Origin of the sequence: Myxococcus sp. MISCRS1 (genome assembly GCF_026626605.1) — a bacterium.
Taxonomy (GTDB): Bacteria; Myxococcota; Myxococcia; order Myxococcales; family Myxococcaceae; genus Myxococcus; species Myxococcus fulvus.
The window spans coordinates 6,603,908-6,625,119 of the sequence record NZ_JAPNKB010000001.1 but is presented as its reverse complement, the minus strand read 5'-3'; the positions used below and the strand labels follow the sequence as shown (position 1 = coordinate 6,625,119).

Annotated in this window: 21 protein-coding genes; 12 read left to right on the top strand and 9 right to left on the bottom strand. The window is 70.3% G+C overall.

All coding sequences use genetic code 11. The features are described from left to right. Nucleotides 1-303: 303 nt before the first annotated feature. Both OWM54_RS26425 and nagZ read left to right on the top strand, forming a co-directional pair. Complete coding sequence (locus OWM54_RS26425) at nt 304-1,320, top strand: hypothetical protein (protein ID WP_223782712.1); 1,017 nt, start codon at nt 304-306, stop codon at nt 1,318-1,320. Between the two features lie 165 nt (nt 1,321-1,485). After that, the gene (gene nagZ, locus OWM54_RS26420; RefSeq protein ID WP_267701170.1) at nt 1,486-2,550 is read left to right on the top strand and encodes a beta-N-acetylhexosaminidase; all 1,065 of its coding nucleotides are present in this window, start codon (nt 1,486-1,488) and stop codon (nt 2,548-2,550) included. A 285-nt stretch (nt 2,551-2,835) separates the two neighbouring features. On the opposite strand, the gene OWM54_RS26415 is transcribed toward nagZ, so the two are convergent. The 4 genes from OWM54_RS26415 to OWM54_RS26400 all read right to left on the bottom strand — a co-directional run bounded on the left by OWM54_RS26415 (nt 2,836) and on the right by OWM54_RS26400 (nt 5,598). Then, nucleotides 2,836-3,216: a hypothetical protein gene (locus tag OWM54_RS26415; RefSeq protein WP_267699286.1), complete on the bottom strand. Its 381-nt coding sequence runs from the start codon at nt 3,214-3,216 to the stop codon at nt 2,836-2,838. A 98-nt stretch (nt 3,217-3,314) separates the two neighbouring features. After that, nucleotides 3,315-3,800 (bottom strand): hypothetical protein, encoded by a 486-nt coding sequence (locus OWM54_RS26410; RefSeq protein WP_223750769.1) that lies wholly within the window; start codon nt 3,798-3,800, stop codon nt 3,315-3,317. A gap of 283 nt (nt 3,801-4,083) precedes the next feature. Continuing rightward, complete coding sequence (gene bcp, locus OWM54_RS26405) at nt 4,084-5,040, bottom strand: thioredoxin-dependent thiol peroxidase (RefSeq protein ID WP_267699285.1); 957 nt, start codon at nt 5,038-5,040, stop codon at nt 4,084-4,086. A 57-nt stretch (nt 5,041-5,097) separates the two neighbouring features. Continuing rightward, complete coding sequence (locus OWM54_RS26400) at nt 5,098-5,598, bottom strand: hypothetical protein (RefSeq protein ID WP_267699284.1); 501 nt, start codon at nt 5,596-5,598, stop codon at nt 5,098-5,100. A 57-nt stretch (nt 5,599-5,655) separates the two neighbouring features. Between OWM54_RS26400 and OWM54_RS26395 the strand changes: the two genes are divergently transcribed. Beyond that, the gene (locus OWM54_RS26395; protein ID WP_267699283.1) at nt 5,656-6,303 is read left to right on the top strand and encodes a hypothetical protein; all 648 of its coding nucleotides are present in this window, start codon (nt 5,656-5,658) and stop codon (nt 6,301-6,303) included. Nucleotides 6,304-6,376: 73 nt separating this feature from the next. On the opposite strand, the gene OWM54_RS26390 is transcribed toward OWM54_RS26395, so the two are convergent. Beyond that, nucleotides 6,377-7,705 (bottom strand): response regulator, encoded by a 1,329-nt coding sequence (locus tag OWM54_RS26390; RefSeq protein WP_141326514.1) that lies wholly within the window; start codon nt 7,703-7,705, stop codon nt 6,377-6,379. Nucleotides 7,706-7,819: 114 nt separating this feature from the next. Between OWM54_RS26390 and OWM54_RS26385 the strand changes: the two genes are divergently transcribed. From OWM54_RS26385 to OWM54_RS26355, 7 genes are all read left to right on the top strand, one after another. Continuing rightward, nucleotides 7,820-8,203: an MXAN_6627.5 family MYXO-CTERM protein gene (locus OWM54_RS26385; RefSeq protein WP_141326516.1), complete on the top strand. Its 384-nt coding sequence runs from the start codon at nt 7,820-7,822 to the stop codon at nt 8,201-8,203. Nucleotides 8,204-8,214: 11 nt separating this feature from the next. Then, nucleotides 8,215-9,258 carry a methyltransferase gene (locus OWM54_RS26380; protein WP_046716431.1) on the top strand — a complete coding sequence of 348 codons (1,044 nt, stop codon included), beginning with the start codon at nt 8,215-8,217 and terminating at the stop codon, nt 9,256-9,258. A gap of 75 nt (nt 9,259-9,333) precedes the next feature. After that, entirely contained in the window at nt 9,334-10,779 is a 1,446-nt protein-coding gene (locus OWM54_RS26375) for a UbiA family prenyltransferase (protein WP_267699282.1), read from the top strand. Between the two features lie 13 nt (nt 10,780-10,792). Then, on the top strand, nt 10,793-12,184 hold the full coding sequence (locus tag OWM54_RS26370) for an FAD-binding oxidoreductase (protein ID WP_223782717.1): 1,392 nt from the start codon (nt 10,793-10,795) through the stop codon (nt 12,182-12,184). Nucleotides 12,185-12,208: 24 nt separating this feature from the next. Then, on the top strand, nt 12,209-12,946 hold the full coding sequence (locus tag OWM54_RS26365; RefSeq protein WP_046716433.1) for an SDR family oxidoreductase: 738 nt from the start codon (nt 12,209-12,211) through the stop codon (nt 12,944-12,946). Nucleotides 12,947-13,222: 276 nt separating this feature from the next. After that, complete coding sequence (locus tag OWM54_RS26360; protein WP_267699281.1) at nt 13,223-13,600, top strand: Uma2 family endonuclease; 378 nt, start codon at nt 13,223-13,225, stop codon at nt 13,598-13,600. Between the two features lie 49 nt (nt 13,601-13,649). Then, a complete protein-coding gene (locus OWM54_RS26355; RefSeq protein ID WP_223750760.1) occupies nt 13,650-14,240 on the top strand; it encodes a Uma2 family endonuclease in 591 nt (196 codons plus the stop codon). A gap of 3 nt (nt 14,241-14,243) precedes the next feature. Here the strand turns inward: OWM54_RS26355 and OWM54_RS26350 are convergent, their stop codons facing one another. Then, nucleotides 14,244-15,359, bottom strand: a complete 1,116-nt coding sequence (locus OWM54_RS26350) for an aldo/keto reductase (protein WP_223750759.1) — start codon at nt 15,357-15,359, stop codon at nt 14,244-14,246. Between the two features lie 90 nt (nt 15,360-15,449). On the opposite strand from OWM54_RS26350, the gene OWM54_RS26345 reads away from it, so the two are divergent. Continuing rightward, on the top strand, nt 15,450-16,361 hold the full coding sequence (locus OWM54_RS26345) for a LysR family transcriptional regulator (RefSeq protein WP_141326527.1): 912 nt from the start codon (nt 15,450-15,452) through the stop codon (nt 16,359-16,361). Nucleotides 16,362-16,364: 3 nt separating this feature from the next. On the opposite strand, the gene OWM54_RS26340 is transcribed toward OWM54_RS26345, so the two are convergent. The 3 genes from OWM54_RS26340 to OWM54_RS26330 form a co-directional block, all read right to left on the bottom strand. Beyond that, nucleotides 16,365-17,141, bottom strand: a complete 777-nt coding sequence (locus tag OWM54_RS26340; protein WP_223782720.1) for an alpha/beta fold hydrolase — start codon at nt 17,139-17,141, stop codon at nt 16,365-16,367. Nucleotides 17,142-17,270: 129 nt separating this feature from the next. After that, a complete protein-coding gene (locus tag OWM54_RS26335; RefSeq protein WP_046716438.1) occupies nt 17,271-17,834 on the bottom strand; it encodes a regulatory protein RecX in 564 nt (187 codons plus the stop codon). A 399-nt stretch (nt 17,835-18,233) separates the two neighbouring features. Next, a complete protein-coding gene (locus OWM54_RS26330) occupies nt 18,234-19,961 on the bottom strand; it encodes an alkaline phosphatase family protein (RefSeq protein WP_223750756.1) in 1,728 nt (575 codons plus the stop codon). 106 nt (nt 19,962-20,067) lie between these two features. Here OWM54_RS26330 and OWM54_RS26325 point away from each other — a divergent pair, with 106 nt between their 5' ends. Next, nucleotides 20,068-21,009: a LysR family transcriptional regulator gene (locus OWM54_RS26325; RefSeq protein WP_223750755.1), complete on the top strand. Its 942-nt coding sequence runs from the start codon at nt 20,068-20,070 to the stop codon at nt 21,007-21,009. Nucleotides 21,010-21,212 lie beyond the last annotated feature (203 nt).

Sequence of the window (21,212 nt, the reverse complement as noted above, 5' to 3'; positions counted from 1 at the left end):
CCCCCTGGGTCGATGGGTGGCCCTGTCTCACGGGCCTCTTCGGGCAAGATGGAGAGCCCGTGCGCGGACCGGTAGCGGAAGCCCTGGCGGCTCGCCCAGGGCATGACGTCCCATGTCATGGCCGTGGCCCCGAACGCACGCGCGTCCCCGGAGAACGCGCCAGACACCGGCTCGCGGTGCGGACACCGTGGCACACGAGCCGGGCAAGCCCTGGCTCGTCGCTTGCTCTGCCGTCCGGACAGGCCACGGCTCCACCTTCCGACCCGCACACCTCCGAGACCTTCCCCTTGGCTCCCCACATCCATGTCCGAGACCTTCGAGAAGATTCAGAGCGTGCACAGCCTCTACCAACTCGTCGACGAGGAGTCCGAGCAGGTGCCCCTGGCCTGGGAGATCTACTCGGGAGCGAAGGCGGCCCTGGCGACACCGGACCAACTCGATGAGGGGGAGGCCGATACGCTGACGGATTGGCGTGGGCGCTACCTGAACATCCTCGCCCGGCTGCTGAATGACCGGAGCGTGCGCAGCATCTGCCAGACGATGCGGACGAAGGCGGGCCCGTTCCGGAAGATGCTGACGGTGAACCAGCCCTCGCGGGATATCGACAACGGGCTGGGGCCGAGCCGCCAGCGCACGCGGATGTTCGCCGAGTGGCAGGCGCGCCCCTTCCAGGTGTTCATCCGCGGAGGGCTCTTCTATCGACGTCACTCCAGCGGGAAGCTGTCCCTCTTCGACACGTCCCGCATGGAATCCCATGGCAAGGCGTGCTTCGGCGGATATGTGCTGGACCTGGAGCAGCGGCTGTATGTCTTCAACCACCTCGACAAGGAGGACCGTATCGCCCACTCGACCTTCGTTCGCGGCGCGCCGACACGGTCCGCCGGGGAGATTCGCGTCCTCAACGGCCGGTTGCAGATGCTCACCAACCACAGCGGCCACTATCGCCCCGACAAGAAGTCGCTCCACGACACGCTGGTGTACTTCCAGAGCCAGGGCGTCGTCCTGGCCGGAGCGCTGGTGGCCTTCGTCGTGGACCCCCAGCTCGCGTTGGTGCCGCTGACGCCCGAGCAGCTCCCCTGGGTGTTCCTGTCGGACGTCGGCACGCTCCAGGTCGTCAAGGAGCTCGTCGACGACGAGGTCTCGGGCATCCTGGACCTGCAGGCGAGGGAGCGCCGTCGCGTGGCGTTGCTCAAGCAGCGCAGCTTCGAGCAGAACATCTCCTCGCGGTTCGTCTACAAGGCCTCGGCCTTCGTGAACGCCGTGGCCCAGGAGGACGCGCTGGCCCAACAGGCCCTCGACGACCTCTTCCCCGACAGCTGAGTCGGCGGGCGGCGGGGAGGTGCTGGCCTCGGACGCCTCGGGAGTTGACGAGCAGACGACGCCCGGGGCGGCGCGTCGCATTCCGCTCCCCCAGCCCTCCCCGGGTAGTGCGACACTGCGCGGGTGACTGTCTCCGCCCTCTACCGCGACTGTGCCCGCCTGTTCATGGTGGGCTTTCCTGGAACCCGCGTCGACGCTGACCTGGCGTCGCTGATGGATGACGGCATCTACGGCGCCATCCTGTTCAAGCGCAACGTGGGCACGGCCCAGGAGACGGCGGCGCTGTGCCACGCGCTCAAGGTGCGCGCGGGCCGGCCGTTCATCCTCTCGGTGGACCAGGAGGGTGGACGCGTGGCCCGGCTGCGCGGCGCGCCGTTCACCACCCTGCCCCCGATGCGGGAGCTGGGACAGCGCGGGGACGCGGGCGTCGTGGAGCGCGTGGGACGGCTGCTCGCACACGAGCTGCGCGCGGTGGGCTTCGACTGGGACTTCGCGCCGGTGCTGGACGTGGACACCAATCCGGCCAATCCCGTCATCGGCGACCGGAGCTTCAGCCGGGACGCGGAGGAGGTGGGGCGGCTGGGCGTGGCGCTCGCTCGCGGGCTCGAGGCCGGAGGGGTCGCGTCCTGCGGCAAGCACTTCCCCGGGCACGGCGACACGATGACGGACAGCCACCTGACGCTGCCCCGGCTGCCGCATGATCTGGAGCGGCTGCGGCGCGTGGAGCTGGTGCCCTTCCGGGCCTTCGCGCAGGCGCGGCTGGCGTCGCTGATGACGGCGCATGTCATGTTCGACGCGCTGGACAAGGAGATGCCCGCGACGATGAGCGAGCGCGTGCTGACGGGCGTGCTGCGCCAGGAGCTGGGCTTCGACGGGGTGCTCGTCAGCGACGACCTGGAGATGAAGGCCATCGCGGCGCACTACTCCGTGGAGGAGGCCGCGGTGAGAGGCACGCTCGCGGGCGTGGACCTGTTCCTCGTGTGCCATCAGGTGGACGTGCAGCGGCGCGCCATCGAGGCGGTGGTGAAGGCGGTGGAGTCCGGACGGATTCCGCGCGAGCGCATCACCGAGGCGCATCGCCGGCTGGATGTGCTCGCCGCGCGCTTCGCACACCCGGCGGAGGACCGGCTCGCCACGCTCGGCGGGGCCGAGCATCTGGCGCTCGCCCAGGGGCTCGACAGCGCCTTCGCGGGCAAGGACCCGACCGAGGTCATGCTCGCGTCGCGCTGAGGGCTCGCGGGTGGAGCCCGCTCGGCTCGCCCCCGCGGGCCGTCGCGCCACGCACGTGCCGACGAGGGCGCACGGGGAAGCCCCGTGAGGCCACGTCCAGCTCGTGCGGCCATTTCGCCCAGGGCGCTCGCGGACGAAGCCTTCTTGCGAGGCCACGTCCGAGGGGCGCTGTCCTTCGGATGAATGCTCACGGGCGGAGTGATGCGACCCTGCTCGCGCAGGGCGGCGACCGGGGGTGGACCCGGCTCCCGGGCCCAGGGGGCGCCCGGGCCTGGAGGCAGCGGCTCAGTGTGTGTTGTCGGGAGGTGGAGTCTGGGCGGGCGCTCGCGCCGGAGCGGAGTCCTTCGCCTCCTCGCGGTCCTGCCGGGCCTCCTTCTCCTCCTCACGGCGGATGGCGTCCGGGGCGCCTTGGGCGATTCCGGGCTGCACGCGAGGCGGCACGTTGTTCACGGCGGTGGGCGGAAGATTCTCGCCCACGCGGTCCTGCACCGGGGCGATGTTCGGGCCCGAGCCCCCCGTACCGGGACCGAAGCTGCTCAAGGGCTGGGCCTCGTTGGAGTTGCCCTGGTACCAGGAGCCACCCCAATCCCCGCAGGCGGTGCCCAGCGAGGTGATGACGACCAGGGCCCCAGGCAGGAGCCAACGGCGCGCGGTTCGGTGGTTCATGTGCAATCCCTCCGGCGAGCCATCCGAGGCTCCAGAAGGATGGATACGCATCCCCCCGTCCACGGCGGCGGGGGGATGGGCGAGGGCACGCCGGGCGCCTAGCGGCGCGAGTGGGCGTTGCGGTCCTGCCAGCCGAGCGGGCGGTAGCCCCAGGAGCGGTGGTGGTCCGTGACGGTCCCCGTCATGGCGCCGTCCTCGCCGCCCAGGCCCTGCGCCGTGGGGGAGTAGGTGGCGCTGCCGTAGCGGTCCTGCATCATCTTGCCCGAGTCATCCCAGAGGGACTTGTTCTGCTGACCGTCGAGCTTGGGCGTGCGCGGGTCGATGCTGGAGCCAATCTCCTTGATGGTGCCGTTATGGCCCCGGTCCGCGGTCATCAACCACGGCGGAGACTTCTCGGGGTGCACGTTGCCCTCCATGTCCAGCAGGGCGCTCGGCTGGATGCCACGCTGCGCGAACGCGCCGCCTCGCGGCTCGTCCGGCTGCTTGCCTCCCGTCTCGGGAAGCGCACCACAACCCACGGTCCACAGCGCGCCCATCGTCAGCGCCGCCACCTGGGTCCACCGTCGAAGATTCAGCTCGCGCATGTCCACTCCCTTTGAGGTTCCCGTTCATCGAAGGTGGACACTCGACGGCGTCCACCCACGAAACAGGTACATGGCGGCCCTCGGCCGCTTGCTCAATTAAACCCTCGTGAGCGCGTGCGAACAGTCCTCTTCATGACTTCGTCAGGCGGGAAGGTCCGCGTGACCATCCACGCTTCTTCCAGACAGAAGGTGTATTCGGGCGGATGCGAAGGGTTTGCGAGGGCGGGCCCGGAACACGCAAGATTTGCGTGTCTCGACGAGCCCGCCACTCAGCGAAGTGGCTTCACTTCTTCTTCGCGCGAGCTGCCTTCTTCGCGGGAGCGCTCTTCTTCGCAGCCCCCTTCTTCACCGGAGCCGACTTCTTCGCGGCACCCTTCTTGGCGGGCACGGCCTTCTTCGCGGCCGACTTCTTCGCCGGAGCCCCCTTCTTCACGGGCGCGGTCTTCTTCGCCGGAGCCGCCTTCTTCGCGGCACTCTTCTTCACGGGCGCGGCCGACTTCTTCGCCGGAGCCGCCTTCTTCGCGGGCGCGGCCTTCGTCACGGGCGCGGCCTTCGCCGGGCGAGCCTCGGGAGCCTCCACCTGGGCCGTGGCACCCGTCCCCGTGTCACGCGGCGCCTTGCGCTTCGGCGCATCGAACCGCGTCACCGGCACTCGCGCCGGAGCGGGCACCGGAGCGCTCGCGACCGGAGCCTCGCGCGCGTCCTCGTCACCCGCGCTCGACTCCTCCACGCTCGGGCTCGAGCCCGGCGCCGGTAACTCCCCCGTGGGAAGGCTCGTGGGCTTCGCGCCCAGCGCGGCGAGCACCTCCACCACGTGCCCCGTCACCTTCACCTTCGGCCACACCTGCTTCACCTTGCCATCCGGCCCGATGAGGAACGTCGCGCGGGTGATGCCCAGGAACTTGCGCCCGTACAGCGACTTCTCGCCCCAGACGCCGTACGCCTCCGACATCTGGTGCTCGGTGTCCGCCAGCAGCGGGAAGGGCAGGCTGAACTTGGTCGCGAACTTCCGGTGGCTCGCGGTGCTGTCCGCGGACACGCCGAGCACCACGGCGCCCGCGGCCTCCAGCGTCGAGTGCTCGTCGCGGAAGCTGCACGCCTCCACGGTGCACCCGGGAGTGTCATCCTTCGGATAGAAATAGAGGACGACGTTCTTCCCCGCGAACCGCGAGAGCGTCACGGTGTTGCCGTCCTGGTCCTGCAGTTGGAAGTCGGGAGCCGCGTCACCTGCTTGGGGCATGGGCATGCGCGTTCCATAGCCACAAACAGGGCACGTTCTCAATCTCCCCCACGCGCGCTACTTCGTCGCGGGCGCCTCATGGCCGTGCTCGTGGCCATGCTCCCCCGGCGGGTGGCTGTGCGACTCGATGCGCACCAGCTCCTTCTGACACTGCGTCAACGCCGCCTGCAGCGGCTCGCGCGCGGCTTCATCCGCCACGCCCAGCTTCTTCGCCAGCGCCTCGCACGCGGCGCGCTTGGCGTCGGAGTCGTCGGTGCCGGGGCCCGTCGCGCCCGGGGTCGCCAGCGGACGCGGGGGCAGCTTGCCCCGCAGGCCCCGGATGGCCGCCAGCCGCTTGTCGGCTTCCGGACGGGAGCGCGAGTCCTTGGGCACCGCCTCCAGCGCGGCGACGACCTCGTCCCAGGCCGGGTCCGTGGGGCGCACGCCCTGGTCCACCAGGGCCTGGTACTTCACGTCGGCCTCGCGCAGCTTCTCGGGGCCGGAGTCACACCCGGTGGAGAACACCAGGCACAGCAGGATTGGGAGCGCGGCGGCAGGCCGCTGGAAGGCAGTCCACATGCTGCGTAGGTACCTCCTGCTGGCCTCTGGAGGGAAGCGCGGCTAGGGTGACGGGCCGTGCCGCCCATCCTCCTCGCCTTCCTGCTCGGTCTGTTCCAGGGCCTGCTCCATGCCGTGGGGCCGGACCATTGCGCCGCCGTGGCGACGCTCGGAACCCTGAACGGCGGCCGGCGCAAGGCGGCCATCATCACCGCCTTCCGCTTCGCGCTGGGGCACGCGGCCATGCTGGGCGGCATCGCCGCGGTGTGCCTGCTGGCCGGCGTGGGCCTTTCGGAGACCTTCGAGCGCTGGGCCGAAATCTTCGGCGGCGCCGTGCTGGTGGCGCTCGCCGTCGCCGCCCTGCTCTTCCCCAGCAGCCTGGACCACGGCCACCCCCACCTGCCCGGCCACGCGAAGGAGCCCCACCAGCACGTGCACACCGTCAGCACCGCCGCCGGCGCGCTGATGGCCGTCAGCGGCGTGCGCTCGCTGCTGCTCGCCCTGCCCCCGCTGCTCGTCGGCGGCAGCATGAGCCTGGCCGCGTGGACCTACCTGCCCGGCTTCGCCCTGGGCATCCTCATCGGCATGGGCGCGGTGGGCCTGCTGTTCGCCGAGGGCCTCACCCGCCTCAACGCGCGCATCACCGCCTGGGTGCAGCGCGCGGTGGCGCTGGCCTCCGGCGCGCTCGGCCTGTTCTGGATCGGCTCCCGCCTGACGGGCGGCTGAGCACCTCCCGGAGCTCCCTCGGGGCTCCACGGGCGTCCCCTCTCGTCGAGGACGACGCCCGGGCCCACCAGGCCTACGAGCGCTTCTCCAGGATGCCCAGCGACATCATCGCCACCAGGAACCCGTAGACGACGTGCTCGGGGCGGTTGGCGAACGCGAGCAGCTCCGCCACCGTGCGGATGCCGTCAATCTTGGGCAGCAGCTCCGCCTCCCACCGCTCCAGCTCCACCTCGTTGAACTGGTACGCGGGGGCCACCGCCGGGATGAGCCGGTCCTCGGGCTGCAGGAGCCTGCGCAGGCGCTCCGGCTTGTAGAGCTTCTTGATGCCGCGGACGATGAGGTTGCCGGGGTGCACGTCCAGCTTGATGGACTCCGCGCTGGCCTTCTCCCGGAAGCTCATCACGTACGTGGCTTCATCCCAGGCGAAGAGCGAGTAGATGACCGCCTTCACCTGCTGGCCCACGTAGTACAGCCGCTCGGTGTCCTTGAGCAGCCCGCGCTCCACCAGCACGTCGCCGGTGCGGCGGTTGGTCTGTCCCGCCACGGCGGAGGCGTCCTGGAGCTGCTCGGGCTTGATCTTCCCCACGCGGACCAGGAACTGGCCGAAGCGGTCCGCGAGCAGGTTGGAGAGGGCGAACACCGGCATGCCCTTCTCGAAGTAGACGACCTTCTTCACCTTGCCCTTCTGGATGCCCAGCTCGCCCGTCTCCCGGGACAGGTAGTAGGCGGTGAGCAGCGAGGGCAGGTTGTCCTTCAGCTCGCCCCGACGGCTGCCCGGCGCGCCCGAGCCCGGGGGCGGCTGGTCCGGCGGACGGCCCGGCGTGGGCGGCCGCACCTGGGTGGCCGGCACCTTCTGCATGGGGCTGGCGGTGAGGTTGGCGCCGCGAATCTCCGCGGTGATGTTGCCGCCGCCCGTCACCTTGATGCGGCCCGTCAGCTCCATGACGTCCTGGGGGCCCTCCTCCTCCACGTCGATGTCCAGCTCCACCTCGAAGGCGTCCTGGAGCGAGCCTGGGGGCGGGGCCTTCTTCTCGGGGGCGAGGACCTTGGTGACGGCCTCCAGGAGCTTCTGCGCCTCGAAGGGTTTCTCGAAGTAGCCGGCCGCCTGGTACTTCTGGCGCGCCTCCAGCGCGTGCTTGCCGCCCTTGAAGACGCCGGTGATGAAGAGCAGCGGCAGCTGCGGGTTGTCCTTGCGCAGCGCGTCCGCCAGCGGATAGCCCATCATGTCCGGCAGCAGGATGTCCAAGACGGCCGCGCCGGGGGGATTCGCCTTGGCCACCTCGATGGCCTGCTTGCCGCGGCTGGCGCCGACGACCTCGTAGCCCGCGTCCTCGAAGAGCTGCGTGAGGAGGGAGAGAAGCTCCGGGTTGTCATCGACGACGAGGATTCTGGGGGCGGCCATCGCGGGCCGTACGCTACCAGATGCCAGCCAGGGGGTGGGACAATCTACCCCCGGCCTCCCCTTTCCACGGTGGATGCATCTGTGCCGCCGGGCGGTTAGGGTGACGACCCCGTCATGGCCTCTCTCCGTCACCTGTTCCGTGCCCGGACCCTCGGTCTGCTGGCGTGCCTGTCCCTCGTGTCCCCCGCGCTCGCGTGGGCCTGGTCCGCCGACGACGCGGGCGCCGACGGGGGCATCATCATCCCCCTGCCGGACGCCTCCTCCGGCGAGGGCGGGCCGGACCGCGACAACCCGGAGGGCGAGGACGGCACCGGGCGGGTGAACACCGTCTGCCGCCACAGCGGCGACTGTTCGGCGCGCTTCACCTGTGATGACGGGAAGTGCCGTTACACGGGTGTGCGCAAGGCGGAGCAGGTAGGCTGTCTGATGGGCGCGGAGGGTGCGCTGGTGCTGGTGGGTCTGGTCGGACTGGCCCGGCCCCGGCGCAACCGAGGATAGGGGACGCGTGCATGCGGCTGGGCCTCAAGGCGGACAACCTGCTGGAGCGCGTGGCGGACTGGCTCAACCTGGCCCCCAAGCCCCTGGCCCATGCCTTCTTCGGGATGATGGCCTCGCGCACGCTGATGGCGGGGGTGCGGCTGGGGGTGTACGGCGCGCTGGCGGACGGCGCGGCGACCTCCGAGGCGCTGGCCGCCCGGCTGAAGCTGTCCCCCGAGGGGATGCGCTCGCTGCTGGAGGCCCTCATCGCCTGTGAGGCGGTGGAGCGTCAGCGCGACGGCCGCTACCGGCTGGCGCCCCGCTCGAAGCGGTGGCTGGACCCGCGCTCGCCCCAGTACGTGGGGGCGTTCCTGGAGTTCAACTACGCGCAGTGGGACTGGTGGAGCCAGGTGGAGGGCGTGGTGCGCACGGGCGAGGCGGTGGACATCCACGGCTTCGCCCCCGAGGACCCGCGCTGGCGCGACTACATCCACGCCATGCACCAGCTCGCCCGGCTGGCGGCCCCCGAAGTGACGAGCGCCATCCCCCTGCCCCGGGGCGCGAAGACGCTCCTGGACTTGGGCGGGGCGCACGGCTGGTTCGCGGCGGAGATGTGCCGGCGCAACCGGGGCCTGAAGGCGACGGTGCTGGACCTGGAGGGCAGCGTGCGAGTGGGGCGGGACATCATCGCCTGCGCGGGGCTGAGCCACCTGGTCACCCACCAGGCCGGGGACATCCTCACCGCGGACCTGGGCGGCCCGTATGACGGGGTGCTGCTGTTCCAGGTGATGCACCACCTGACGCCCGCGCAGAACGTGGCGCTCCTGCGCCGCATCCGGGGGGCGCTGGCGCCCAAGGGGACGCTGGCGGTGCTCGAGTACCTGCGCGAGGACATCCAGGACCCCTCCAGCTCCGCGCCGCTCATCGGCCTGCACTACTTCGTGACGTCGGGTGCGGCGGCGTACACGCCGGCCGAGGTGGAGGGCTTCCTGGACGACGCGGGCTATCGCATCGAGAGCAGCCGGCCCATCCGCCACCTGCCCCTGCAGACGCTGCACGTGGCGCGGCTCGACTGAGTCTCGTCCGGGCGGGCACGTCCTTCCGCCCCCTGGAGGAGGCGCCGATGGGCTACCCTGCGCCTCCCGTTGCCCATGGTTCCCGAGACTCCCCTCTCCGCTGATTCGCCAGACGTGGCGCTCGCCGTCGACCTCGACGGGACGCTGGTGCGCACCGATACGCTGCACGAGAACCTGCTCGTCCTCTTCAAGCGCGCGCCCTGGCTGGTGCTGCTCCTTCCCCTGTGGGTCCTCAAGGGCAAGGCGTACTTCAAGGCGGAGGTGGCCCGGCGCGCCGCGCTGGACGCCTCGCTCCTGCCGTACAACGAGGAGCTGCTCGGCTTCCTCCAGGAGGAGAAGGCGCGCGGGCGCAGGCTGGTGCTCGCCACCGCGGCGGACCAGCGCATCGCGCAGGCCGTGGCCTCGCACCTGGGGCTGTTCGCCGAGGTGCACGCGAGCGACGGCCAGGAGAACCTGTCCGGGGCGCGCAAGCTCGCGAAGCTGAAGGCGTCGCTCGGCACGTTCGACTACGCGGGCAACGACGCGGTGGACGTGCCCTTGTGGCGCGAGTCGCGGCAGGTGGTGGTGGTGCACGCGCCCTCGGGCGTGCTGAAGCAGGCGCACGGGCTGGGACGCGCCGTGCACAAGGTCTTCGAGAAGCCGAAGACGAGCCCCCGCGTCTGGGTGAAGGCGCTGCGCGTGCACCAGTGGGCGAAGAACGCGCTGGTGTTCGTGCCGCTGCTCGCCGCGCACAAGGCCGCGTCACCAGACCTGCTGCTCAAGGCGGTGCTGGGCTTCGTGGCGTTCAGCCTGTGTGCGTCCAGCGTGTACGTGCTCAATGACCTGTTGGATTTGGACTCCGACCGGCGGCACCCGACGAAGAAGAACCGTCCGTTCGCGGCGTGCACGCTGCCGGTGAGCGTGGGGGTGGTGATGGCGCCCCTCCTGCTGCTGGCGGGCGCGGCGGTGTGTCTGTTGTTGCCGCCCGCCTTCGCGGCGCTCCTGGCGACGTACTACGCGCTGACCCTGGCGTACTCGCTGAGGCTCAAGCAGGTGGTGATGCTGGACGTGCTGGTGCTGGCGGGCCTGTACACGGTGCGCATCTTCGGCGGCTCGCTGGCGGTGGGCGTGCCCACGTCGAGCTGGCTGTTGATGTTCAGCATGTTCCTGTTCCTGTCGCTGGCGCTGGTGAAGCGGCTTTCCGAGGTGCGCAGGCTCCGGCTGTCCAACGAGACCTCCGCGCACGGGCGAGGCTACCTGGCGCAGGACTACGAGCAGTTGGCCAGCCTGGGCGCGGCGGCGGGCCAGGTGTCGGTGCTGGTGCTGGCGCTGTACATCACCTCGAAGGAGGTGACGGTGTACTACGACCACCCCGAGCGGCTGTGGCTCTTGTGCCCGGTGATGCTGTACTGGGTGGGCCGCATCTGGGTGCTGGCGCATCGCGGGCAGGTGAACGAGGACCCGCTCGTCTTCGCGCTGAGGGACCGGGTGAGCTACGCGGTGGGGCTGGTCGCGGCCCTGGTGCTGTGGGCGGCCACGTGAGAGGGCTTGCGCGATGAAGGCACTGGAGTCCTGGGGACGCTATCCCCGAGTCGAGCAGCGCACGCACGCGCTGACGTGGCGCTCGGACGCGCTGCCCGAGGTGTCCGGCGCGGTGCTGCCGCACGGGCTGGGGCGCAGCTATGGCGACTCGTGTCTGAACGGGGGCGGCACGCTGCTGCTCACCTCCGGGCTGGACCGGCTCATCGCGTTCGACGCGGCGACGGGCGTGGTGCGCTGCGAGGCGGGCGTGTCGCTGGACACGCTCTTGCGTCTGGCGGTGCCGCGCGGCTGGTTCCTGCCGGTGACGCCGGGCACCAAGTACGTGACGGTGGGCGGCGCCATCGCCAACGACGTGCACGGCAAGAACCACCACCGTGGCGGGACGTTCGGCCGGTACGTGCGCCGCTTCGAGCTCTTGCGCTCGGATGGCAGCCGTCGGGTGTGCGCGCCGGACGAGAACCCGGACTGGTACGGGGCGACGATTGGGGGCCTGGGGCTCACCGGGCTCGTCACCTGGGCGGAGGTGCAGCTCAAGCCCATCAGCAACCCGTTCGTGTTGCAGGAGACGGTGCCCTTCGGGAACCTGGATGAGTTCCTGGTCGTGGCGCGCGAGTCCGAGGCGGACCACGAGTTCACCATGGCGTGGGTGGACTGCCTGGCGCGGGGCCGGAAGCTGGGGCGCGGGCTGCTCTACCGGGGCAACTTCGCGCCGCCGCAGTTCGACCGGCTGCCGTTGGCGAAGAGCCACCTGTCGCACGGCATGGGGCTGGCGGTGCCCATGGACATGCCGGCGTTCTGCCTCAACCGGCTGTCGGTGTCGGCGTTCAACTGGCTGTACTTCCACCGGCAGAACGGCAAGCCGAAGCAGCGGCTGACGCACTACGACCCGTTCTTCTATCCGCTGGACGCCATCTACGGCTGGAATCGCATCTACGGCCGGCGCGGCTTCCTCCAGTTCCAGTGCGTGGTGCCGTACGCGACGGCGCGCGACGCGCTGAAGGAGATCCTGGAGCGCAGCTCGCGCGGCGCGCTGCCCAGCTTCCTGTCGGTGTTGAAGACCTTCGGAGACATCCCCTCGCCGGGGTGGCTGTCCTTCCCGCGCCAGGGCGTGACGCTGGCCATGGACTTCGCCAACCGGGGGGAGAAGACGTACCGGTTGGTGGAGGACCTGGACAAGCTCACGCGCGAGGCGGGCGGCGCGGTGTATCCGGCGAAGGACGCGCGGATGAGCCCGGAGAGCTTCGCGGCGTACTTCCCGCGCCGCGCGGAGTTCGCGGGCTACATCGACCCGGCCTTCTCCTCGTCCTTCTGGCGGCGGATGAACCCGGTGGCCCTGCCCTTCTCGCTGGAGTCGGAGCGGAAGGGCGGAGCCGCCGCGCCGCAATCCCTGCTTGCGCTTCGCTGACCCCTCTTCGAGATTCCAAGCCCCATGAAGAAAGTGCTCGTCCTCGGCGCCACCAGCGCCATTGCCCAGGCGACGGTGAGACTGCTCGCCGCGCGCGGTGCCTCGCTGTACCTGGTGGGCCGCAACGTGGAGAACCTGGACGCGGTGGCGAAGGATGCCGCCACGCGGGGCGCCGCGAAGGTGGAGTCGAAGGCGCTCGACCTGAATGACTTCAGCGCGCACGAGGCGCTGGTGGACGGGGCGTTCCAGGCGCTGGGCGGGCTGGACGGCGTGGTGCTGGCGCACGGGGTGCTGGGAGACCAGACGGAGGCGCAGCGCTCGTGGGCGGCGACGGAGGCGGTGCTGCGCACCAACTTCCTGAGCGCGGTGTCGCTCCTGACGGCGCTGGCGAACCGCTTCGAGGCGCAGAAGGCGGGCACGCTGGTGGTGATTTCGTCGGTGGCGGGAGACCGCGGCCGGCAGAGCAACTACGTGTACGGCGCGTCGAAGGGCGCGCTGAACGTGTTCCTCCAGGGCCTGCGCAACCGGCTGGCGAAGTCCAACGTGGCGGTGGTGACGGTGAAGCCCGGCTTCGTGGACACGCCGATGACGGCGCACATCCCGAAGAACAAGCTGTTCGCCTCGCCGGAGAAGGTGGCGCGCGGACTCCTGAGCGCGGCGGACGGGCGCAAGAACGAGGTCTACGTCCCCGGCATCTGGGCGCTCATCATGCTCATCATCAAGAGCATCCCGGAATCCGTGTTCAAGAAGTTGAAGCTCTAGCTGTAAACGGACGCCGGGAGCGGCGCTGCTTGTCAGACGGCTTTGCTATCTCCACACTCGGGGCATGGCCTACGGCAAACGCGAAACAGAGGGTGTCGCGACCCTCGCCGACATCGAGGCTCTGCCCGAGGGCGTCGTGGGCGAGATCATCGAGGGAACGTTGTATGTGCATGCCCAGCCGCGTGCTGGGCATATGGACACGCTGGGCGGCCTGTTTGCCGCACTCCGAGGGCCTTCCAGCAGGGGCGAGGTGGGCCTGGAGGTTGGTGGATTCAAGTGGAGCCCGGTATCCGACTGGAGGGCTCTCCTGAGTTCATTCCGGATGTCGCGGGGTGGAGGAAGGACCGGGTGGCGAGGATTCCGACGGGCTCGTGGCTCGTCGCGCCCGACTGGGCCTGTGAAGTCCTGTCGCCATCGACGCGCGCCTACGACCTGCGCATCAAGCGCCCCTTCTACGCGCGGATAGGCATCAAGCATCTGTGGTTCATCGACCTGGACGCACGCACCTTGCTGGTGAGCGAGCTGCGCGAGGGACAGTGGGTGGAGGTCGGGACCTACTGCGATGAGGACGTCATCCGAGTGCCTCCGTTCGAGGACCTCGAGTTGAGGCTCGGCGAGCTCTGGCCGCTCCTGGAGCCCACCTCCGGGACATAGCCTCCCACGTCGGCTTGTCAGACGACTCTGCTATCTCCACACTCGGGGCATGGCCTACGGCAAACGCGAAACAGAGGGGGTCGCGACCCTCGCCGACATCGAGGCGCTGCCCGAGGGCGTCGTGGGCGAGATCATCGATGGTGCGCTGTACACGCATGCCCGCCCCGGGGGCGGACATGTGTATCTGGGCTTGAGACTCTTCGGCGAGCTGGATGGTCCCTTCCAGCTCGGCAATCCCGGCCCGGGCGGCTGGTGGCTCATGGTCGAGCCCGGCATCCAGGCCGAGGGCTCTCCCGAGTTCATCCCCGACCTCGCCGGCTGGCGACGCGAGCGCGTCCCCACGCTCCCCGAGCGACAGTGGACCACCGTGCCCGACTGGGTCTGTGAGATCCTGTCGCCGTCCACCCGCTCGTACGACGTGCGCATCAAGCGTCCGTTCTACGCGAGGCTCGGAATCCGCCACCTGTGGCTCATCGACCTGGAGGCGCGCACGCTCACCGTGAGCGAGCTGCGCGAGGGCCACTGGAGCGAGGTGGCCGTCCATCACGAGCACGAGGACCTCATCCGCGTCCCGCCCTTCGAGGACCTGCCGCTGCGCTGGAGCTGGCTGTGGCGCTCGCTCCAGCGTCCCATGCCTTGAGGCTCAGCGCGCCGCCGGGCGGAACCACGTGGGCTCCGCTCGCACGGACGTGCCTCCCGTGAACATGCCGCTGGTGAAGAACTCGTTCTCGAAGAAGTGGTACGGGTGGACGAGCTCCGGACGGCTCGCCGCCTCCAGCTTCGCCGCCTGCGCCTCCGGAATCACCACGTCCAGCGCGCGCAGGTTCGCCTCCAGCTGCTCCGGCTTCGTCGCCCCGATGATGGTCGACGCCACGCCCGGCCGCCGCGTCACCCACGCCAGCGCCACCTGCGCCGGCGGCCTGTCCAGCTCCCGCGCCACCTCCAGCAGCGCCTCCACGATGCCCCAGTTGCGCTCCGTGAAGAGCTTCTCGAAGCCCGGGTTCCCTCCCCCCTGGATGGCCGCCACGCGCCCATCCCCCTTCACCACGCCGCGCTCCCGCGTGTACTTGCCCGACAACAACCCCGAGGCCAGCGGACTCCACGGCGTGATGCTCGCGCCCAGCTGCAACGCGGCCGGGATGTGCTCGCGCTCGATGTTGCGCTCCACCAGCGAGTACTCGAGCTGCAACGCGGCCACCCGCTCCCACCCCTCCTTCTCCGCCAGCGTCTGCGCCCGCGCGAAGTACCAGGCCGGCACGTCCGAGAGCCCGATGTAGCGGACCTTCCCCGAGCGCACGAGGTCCGTCATCGTGGACATCACCTCCTCGAGCGGCGTGATTCCGTCCCACGCGTGCAGCCAGTACAGGTCCACGTAGTCCGTCTTCAACCGACGCAGCGACGCCTCCAGCGAGCGCCGGAGGTTCTTGCGCCCATTGCCGCCCGCGTTCGGGTCCCCGGGAATCGTGTTCACGGTGAACTTCGTCGCGATGACGGCGCTGTCCCGTCCGCCGTGCTCCGCGAAGTAGTCCCCGATGAACGCCTCGCTCGTGCCGCCCGTGTACCCATCCGCCGTGTCGATGAAGTTGCCGCCCGCCTCCAGGTAGCGGGCCAGCAGCCGGTGCGCCGTGTCCTTGGGGCTGCCCCAACCCCACTCCGTGCCGAATGTCATGGCCCCCAGCGCGAGCGGGCTCACCCGCAGGCCCGAGCGGCCCAGCAGGTGGTACCTCGACAGCGTGTCGATGCGGTTCGTCGTCGTCATGCGTGCCTCCGTGGCTGACCTCAAACTGCCGCCCACGGGCTTTTTCGAGAAGAGACTGGAATCGCAAACACTGTTTAGGATGGCTTCACAATGGCCCTGACACCCCTGAACGAGCTCGCCGTGTTCGTCGCCGTCGCCCGGCACAAGAGCTTCACGCGCGCGGGCAAGGAGCTTCGCGTCTCCACGTCCGCGGTGAGCCAGACGGTGCGCATGCTGGAGGAGCGCGTGGGCGGCGCCCTGCTCTCCCGCACCACGCGCAGCGTGTCGCTCACGGACATGGGGCAGCGCCTGCTGGAGCGCGCGGGGCCAGGACTGGAGTCGGCGCTGGGCGCGCTGGAGCACCTGTCCGCGGACGTGTCCGAAATCAGCGGCACGCTCCGGCTCACGGTGCCCGTGATGGGGCTCGCCACCGTCATCGAGCCTGTCATCCCCCGCTTCATCCAGGAGCACCCCCATGTCCGCGTCGACGTCCGGGTCACGGACCGGTTCGTGAACATCGTGACGGAGGGGCTCGACGCGGGACTGCGGCTGACGGAGTCCGTGGAGCGCGACATGGTGCAGTTGCGCCTGTCGCCCTCCTTCCGCTTCCTCATCGTCGGCTCGCCGGCCTACCTGAAGAAGCATGGGACGCCGACGCGCCCCGCGGACCTGGCGCAGCACGAGTGCATCGGCTACCGCGCCCCCACCACGGGCCTGCCGTACCACTGGGAGCTGGAGCGCGGGCGCAAGCAGCTGCGCATCGCGGTGAAGGGGCCGCTCGTCACGGACGACTCGCAGTTCACGCGGCGCATGGCCGTGGCGGGCGTGGGCCTGGCGTACCTCGCCGAGCCGGAGCTCACCCCGGCGTTACGCGAGGGGACGCTGCGGGCCGTGCTGGAGGACTGGGCACCCTCCGTCCCGGGCCTCTTCCTGTACTACCCCCACCGGGCTCGCGCCTCACCCGCGCTGAAGGCCTTCGTCGCGCTCGCGCGGAAGATGCTTCCCACGCCCACACGCGCCTGAGGCTCACCCCGTGGGCGTCGGCCCCGAAAGGAACGCCAGCGCCGTGCGGACGAAGACCTCACGCCACGCCCCGAAGAGCGGGACATGGCCTTCACCGGGGACGACCCACAAGCGGGACTCCGGAATGGAGCGGTGCAGCTCCACCGTCAGCTCCACCGGATAGAGCGGGTCCTGGTCTCCCTGGACGAGCAGCGTCGGCGCGCGCACCGTTCCCAGGTGCGGCGGCGTGAAGCTCATGTCATCGAAGCTGTCCGCGAAGCCTCGGACATGTCGCCACAGGGCTCGAATCTGCGCGTCTCCGTGGACGTGCTTCGAGCGCAGGTCCGCCCACTCCGCCTCCGAGCGCGACGCCTCCGTGTAGGTCGCCATGATGCGGCGGGCCGACGCGGGGTAGTACGGCGTGCTGGAGACCAGCACCATCCGCTCCACGCGCGCGGGTGCTCGCGTGGCGACGTGAAGCAGCGTGTTGCCACCCAGGCTCATCCCGATGGCTCGGCACCGCTCGATGCCCAGCGCGTCCAGGAGCGCGAGGACATCCGTCGCGCACTGGCGCGTGGTGAAGTCCTCCGAGGGATTGTGGCTCCGGCCGTGGCCTCGCAGGTCGGGGATGACGAGCCGGTACTCACGGGCCAGCGCGTCCAGGTCGAACACGTGGCCCCAGTCCTCGCCCGCACCGGTGAAGCCGTGAAGGAGGAGCAACGGAGGCCCCTCGCCCAGCAGCGTGCAGTGCAGCCGCAGGTCCTCCAGCGTGACTGTGCGCGTCTCTCGCGTCGCGTTCATCCCATGCCCCCGTGCGTGACCGGAGACATTCCGGTCGCGCGGGGACGTACGGGAACGCGGCGCGACTTGATAGCTTCGTTCTTTCGCGCAAAACTGCTTCACGGCATCACGGGCCGCGCACGGCCATGCTCAGTCGAGCGACCCGTCGATGATCTTCTTCGCAATCCCGAACGAGAAGCCCGCGCGCGCCAGGGAGGCCAAATCCCTCTGACGGTTCTCCTCGCGCGTCGCCAGGTTCTTGCGAAAGGGGCCCAGGCGCTTCTTCCGGGCCCAGATGCGCGCGGCGTCCTCGTCGGAGACCTCCGCGGTGGCCTGCGCCAGCTTGCGCTGCACCAGGTCCGCGGCCACGCCCTTCATCCGCAGCTTCTGCGCAATCACCCGCGTGCTGCGCCCGGCCGCGCGCAGCGACTGCGCCTTCATGCCCGCGTAGGCGTCATCGTTGATGAGGCCGTTGCGGATGAGCTTCTGCGTGAGCGCGTCAATCCACCCGAGCGCCTCCGCGCGGTCCCCGCCGTGCTCCTTCACCGAGCGGTCCACGCGGCGCACCAGCACGCGCTTGAGCTGGCTCACCGTGGAGGCGTAGCGCTTCAAGTAGTGCAGCGCCGCGTTCTCCAGGTAGCGAGCGGACACCTTCCGGGGTCGCTTCTGCTTCCTCGGGGGCCTGCTGTCCTGTCCGGTCCGGTCGTCTTCCACGCCGCCCTATCTATCAGGGCGGTCCGACGAAGACGCCGCTCGGGTGATACCCCCAGCGAAACGAGGGCGGGCGGACGAGCAGGCCCCCGTCCGCCCCTCCACGGCCGAGGACGCGTGATGGCGGCTCCCGAGCCCCAGCGCGCCATCGCAGGAGGGCGGGCCTCCTGGCGGACCCGCGAAGTCACTGCCCCTCGAGCACCACCACCACAAGCCCTCTTTCTTCCACCTGGCGTGGAGCATCAGCGGGAGAGCGGGCCTGCGGAGTCACAGGGCCTGGAGCACCGCCGCGAACACTCCCCGCATCACGGCCTGGCCGCGCGCTACGAACATGAAGCAGGCGTGCCGATTCGTGGGGGCAGCGCCTCACGGTGGCTTCAGCATCACCGCGAGCCCCTCGCATCACCGTGTAGCCGCAGGCTCCGAGCACGAAGCGGGCGTGCCTGCGCGTGGGGGCAGCGCCTCACAGAGCGGCAGCCCCGAGGCCTCCGGCAGCGTCACGCCCAGCCAGGAGGCCAGCGTGGGCGCCAGGTCCAGTGGCGTCACGGCGCGCCCATGTCGCACGGCGGGCAGCCCCTGGCCGTAGAGGATGAGCGGCACGTGCGTGTCGTACTCGTAGGGCGTCCCGTGCGTGCTCGCATGGTCGTCATCCGGCGCGAGCAGCACATGCGGGTCCGCGATGAGCACCAGCTCTCCCGAGCGCGCGGGCACGTACTCCTGTCGCACCCTCCGGGCGAACCCCTCCGCCCGGTCCGCGCGCACATCCGCCGCGGACACCACCTCCGCGATTCCCGGCACGGCGCGCGCCGCCTTCTTCGCCACCTCGGCCGCCTTCTCCAGCGACACTCCCCGCGCCTTCAACCGCGCCTGTCGCAGATACAGGTGCGGCGCGATGAACGCCTCCACCCAGTCCTCCGCGCCGAAGGCCCCATCCATCGCCGCGTCCACCGCGCGCGTCACCGTCTCCGCCGGCAACCGCTGCTCGGCTCGCGCCGGCGCGGGTGCCATCCCGTGGTCCGCGCTCATCGCGACCAACACCTTCGACAACCCCACCTCGCGGTCCATCGCCTCCAGGAACACGGCCAGCGCCCGGTCCAACCGAAGGAGCATGTCCACCGTCTCGTGACTCTCCGGCCCGAAGCTGTGGCTCACCACGTCCACGCTCGACATGCCGATGGCCAGCAAGTCCCTCGCACCGGGGCGCTTGCCCAGCTGCTCCGCCTTCACTCCCGCGAGCGCGAGCTCGAACAACGTCTCCGCCCCCAGCGGCGTGTACAGGAACGCCTCCTCCGTGGTCAGCGGATGGGGGAACGTCCGCCCCAGTCCCTCGGGCGGGCGCTCGCGCGCGTCATCATCCGGGCCCAGCGAGCCATACACGGACGCCTCCGCACTCCGTGCCCACGCGCCTCCCCTCCGCGAGCCCAGGGCCTGATTGAACTCGGACACCCAGGTCGGCAGCTCGCGCGCATGGTGACGGCTCGTGGTGAAGCCCTTCGCGCCCCACCAGTACGCCTGCCCGCGCTGCCCGCCCAGCATGATGGCCGCGCGGTCCTTCAGTGACACCGACACCACGCGCGAGGAGCCACCGTGCGTCTCCAGCAAGCGGTCTCCCAACGTCGCCACCCGCAGCCGCCAGGGCGACACCCCCTTCCCCTTCGGGTCATCGAGCGGCGGGCTGGCCGGGTCCCGAACACAGCTCACGTCCGCGCCCGTCTCCCGCTCGTACCACTCGTTCGAGATGATGCCGTGCGCTCCGGGGAGCGCCCCTGTCGCGAGCGTCGCGTGCCCCGGACACGTCTTCGTCGTCGCGTACGGATAGCGCGCGGCATCGAAGACGGTGCCACCCTCCAGGAGCCGACGGAAACCGTCCGGCCCCATGCGGTGACGCCAGCGCTCCAGGTCGTCGTAGCGAAGTCCATCGAACACCAGGAACACCACCAGCGACGGCCTCGCCCCCACCTCCTCGCCCGGCGACACCACCGGCCGCGAGCCACCCCGCGGCGGCGCCACCTGCCGCCTCCCCACCCTGCCCGAGGACAGCTCCGACTCCCGCGCCTGCCCCGCTCCGGAGCCCAGCGCCCCCAGCAGACAGCCGACCGACATGAGCACCCGACTCAACGAAGCCGCCATGGTTCCGCCTCCACCACCGCGAGCACCGCGGCGTGGAAGGCATCCTGCGAGCCACGGCCCTCATCCATCCAATGGATAGACTGGATGAATCCCATAGAATGGTTGGATGGACCTGGACCCTCGCTATCTCCAGACCTTCTTCGTCGTGAGCCGGGAGCGCGGCTTCAGTCGCGCGGCGACCGTGCTCCACCGTACCCAGCCCGCGGTGAGCTACCAGGTGCGTCAGCTCGAGGAGCAGCTCGGCACCGTGCTCTTCGACCGCACCACGCGCACGCTCACCCTCACCGACGCGGGCGCGAAGCTGCATGCCCTGTGCGAGCGCTTCTTCGACGAGTTCGGCCGACTCGCGCGCGGACTGCGGACCGGTGACGCACCCGCCGAGCCCCTGCGCATCGCCTCCGTGAGCGGCTTCGGTCGCTACGTGCTCTATCCCCTGCTCGCCCGTCAGCGACTCGCGGCCCCATACTCCCTGCGCTTCCCCACGGCCGAACAGGTCTTCGAGTCCCTGGAGGACGGCGCCTGTGACGTGGGTTTCGTCTACCTGCCCCATGTGTCCAGCCGCCTGCTCACCGCGCCCGTGTGGCGAGAACAGCTCGTGCTCGTCGGGCCCCCTGGCGCCAAGGGGAAGACCTTCCCGCGGCTCGAGGCCTTCGAGGACCTGACCTTCGTCACCTATGACGAGTGCGAGTACGTCTTCGGCAAGTGGTTCGAGGGACACTACGGACGACAGCCCCGCTCGATGCGCGGCACGTACCACTTCGAGGAGCTGGAGGAGGTGGTGGGCACGGTGGCCGCCGGCCACGGCTGGTCCATCCTCCCCGACCACTGCGTCGCCCAGGCCGCGCGCCAGGGCACTGTCGTCATCGCCCCCGCGCCCGGCCGCAAGCAGGTCACCAACCTCATCTACTCCGTGCAACGGGCGAACGCGCCCGAGAACCCCTCGGCGCTCCGGCTCATCGACGCCCTGCGCACCGAGGGCGAGAAGCCCCTGACCGCCGCGCCTCGAAGCCAGCCGCGTCGCCGCCCCACACGACGCTCCGCTCGCTGAAGGGGTCCGACCGAGCAGGGACGGCGGTCTCTGGCGAGACGCCCCGCCGCATCGCGCCAACGCACCGCTCGCTCTCGACGACGAAGCCTCACGCGCGGGGTTCACAAGGCACCTCGGACAAGCCGCGTCGATGACGCACCACCTGATACCGATACAAACACTCGTGAGCGTCGACGCTCCCCTGTCTCCGAACGCACGCGACC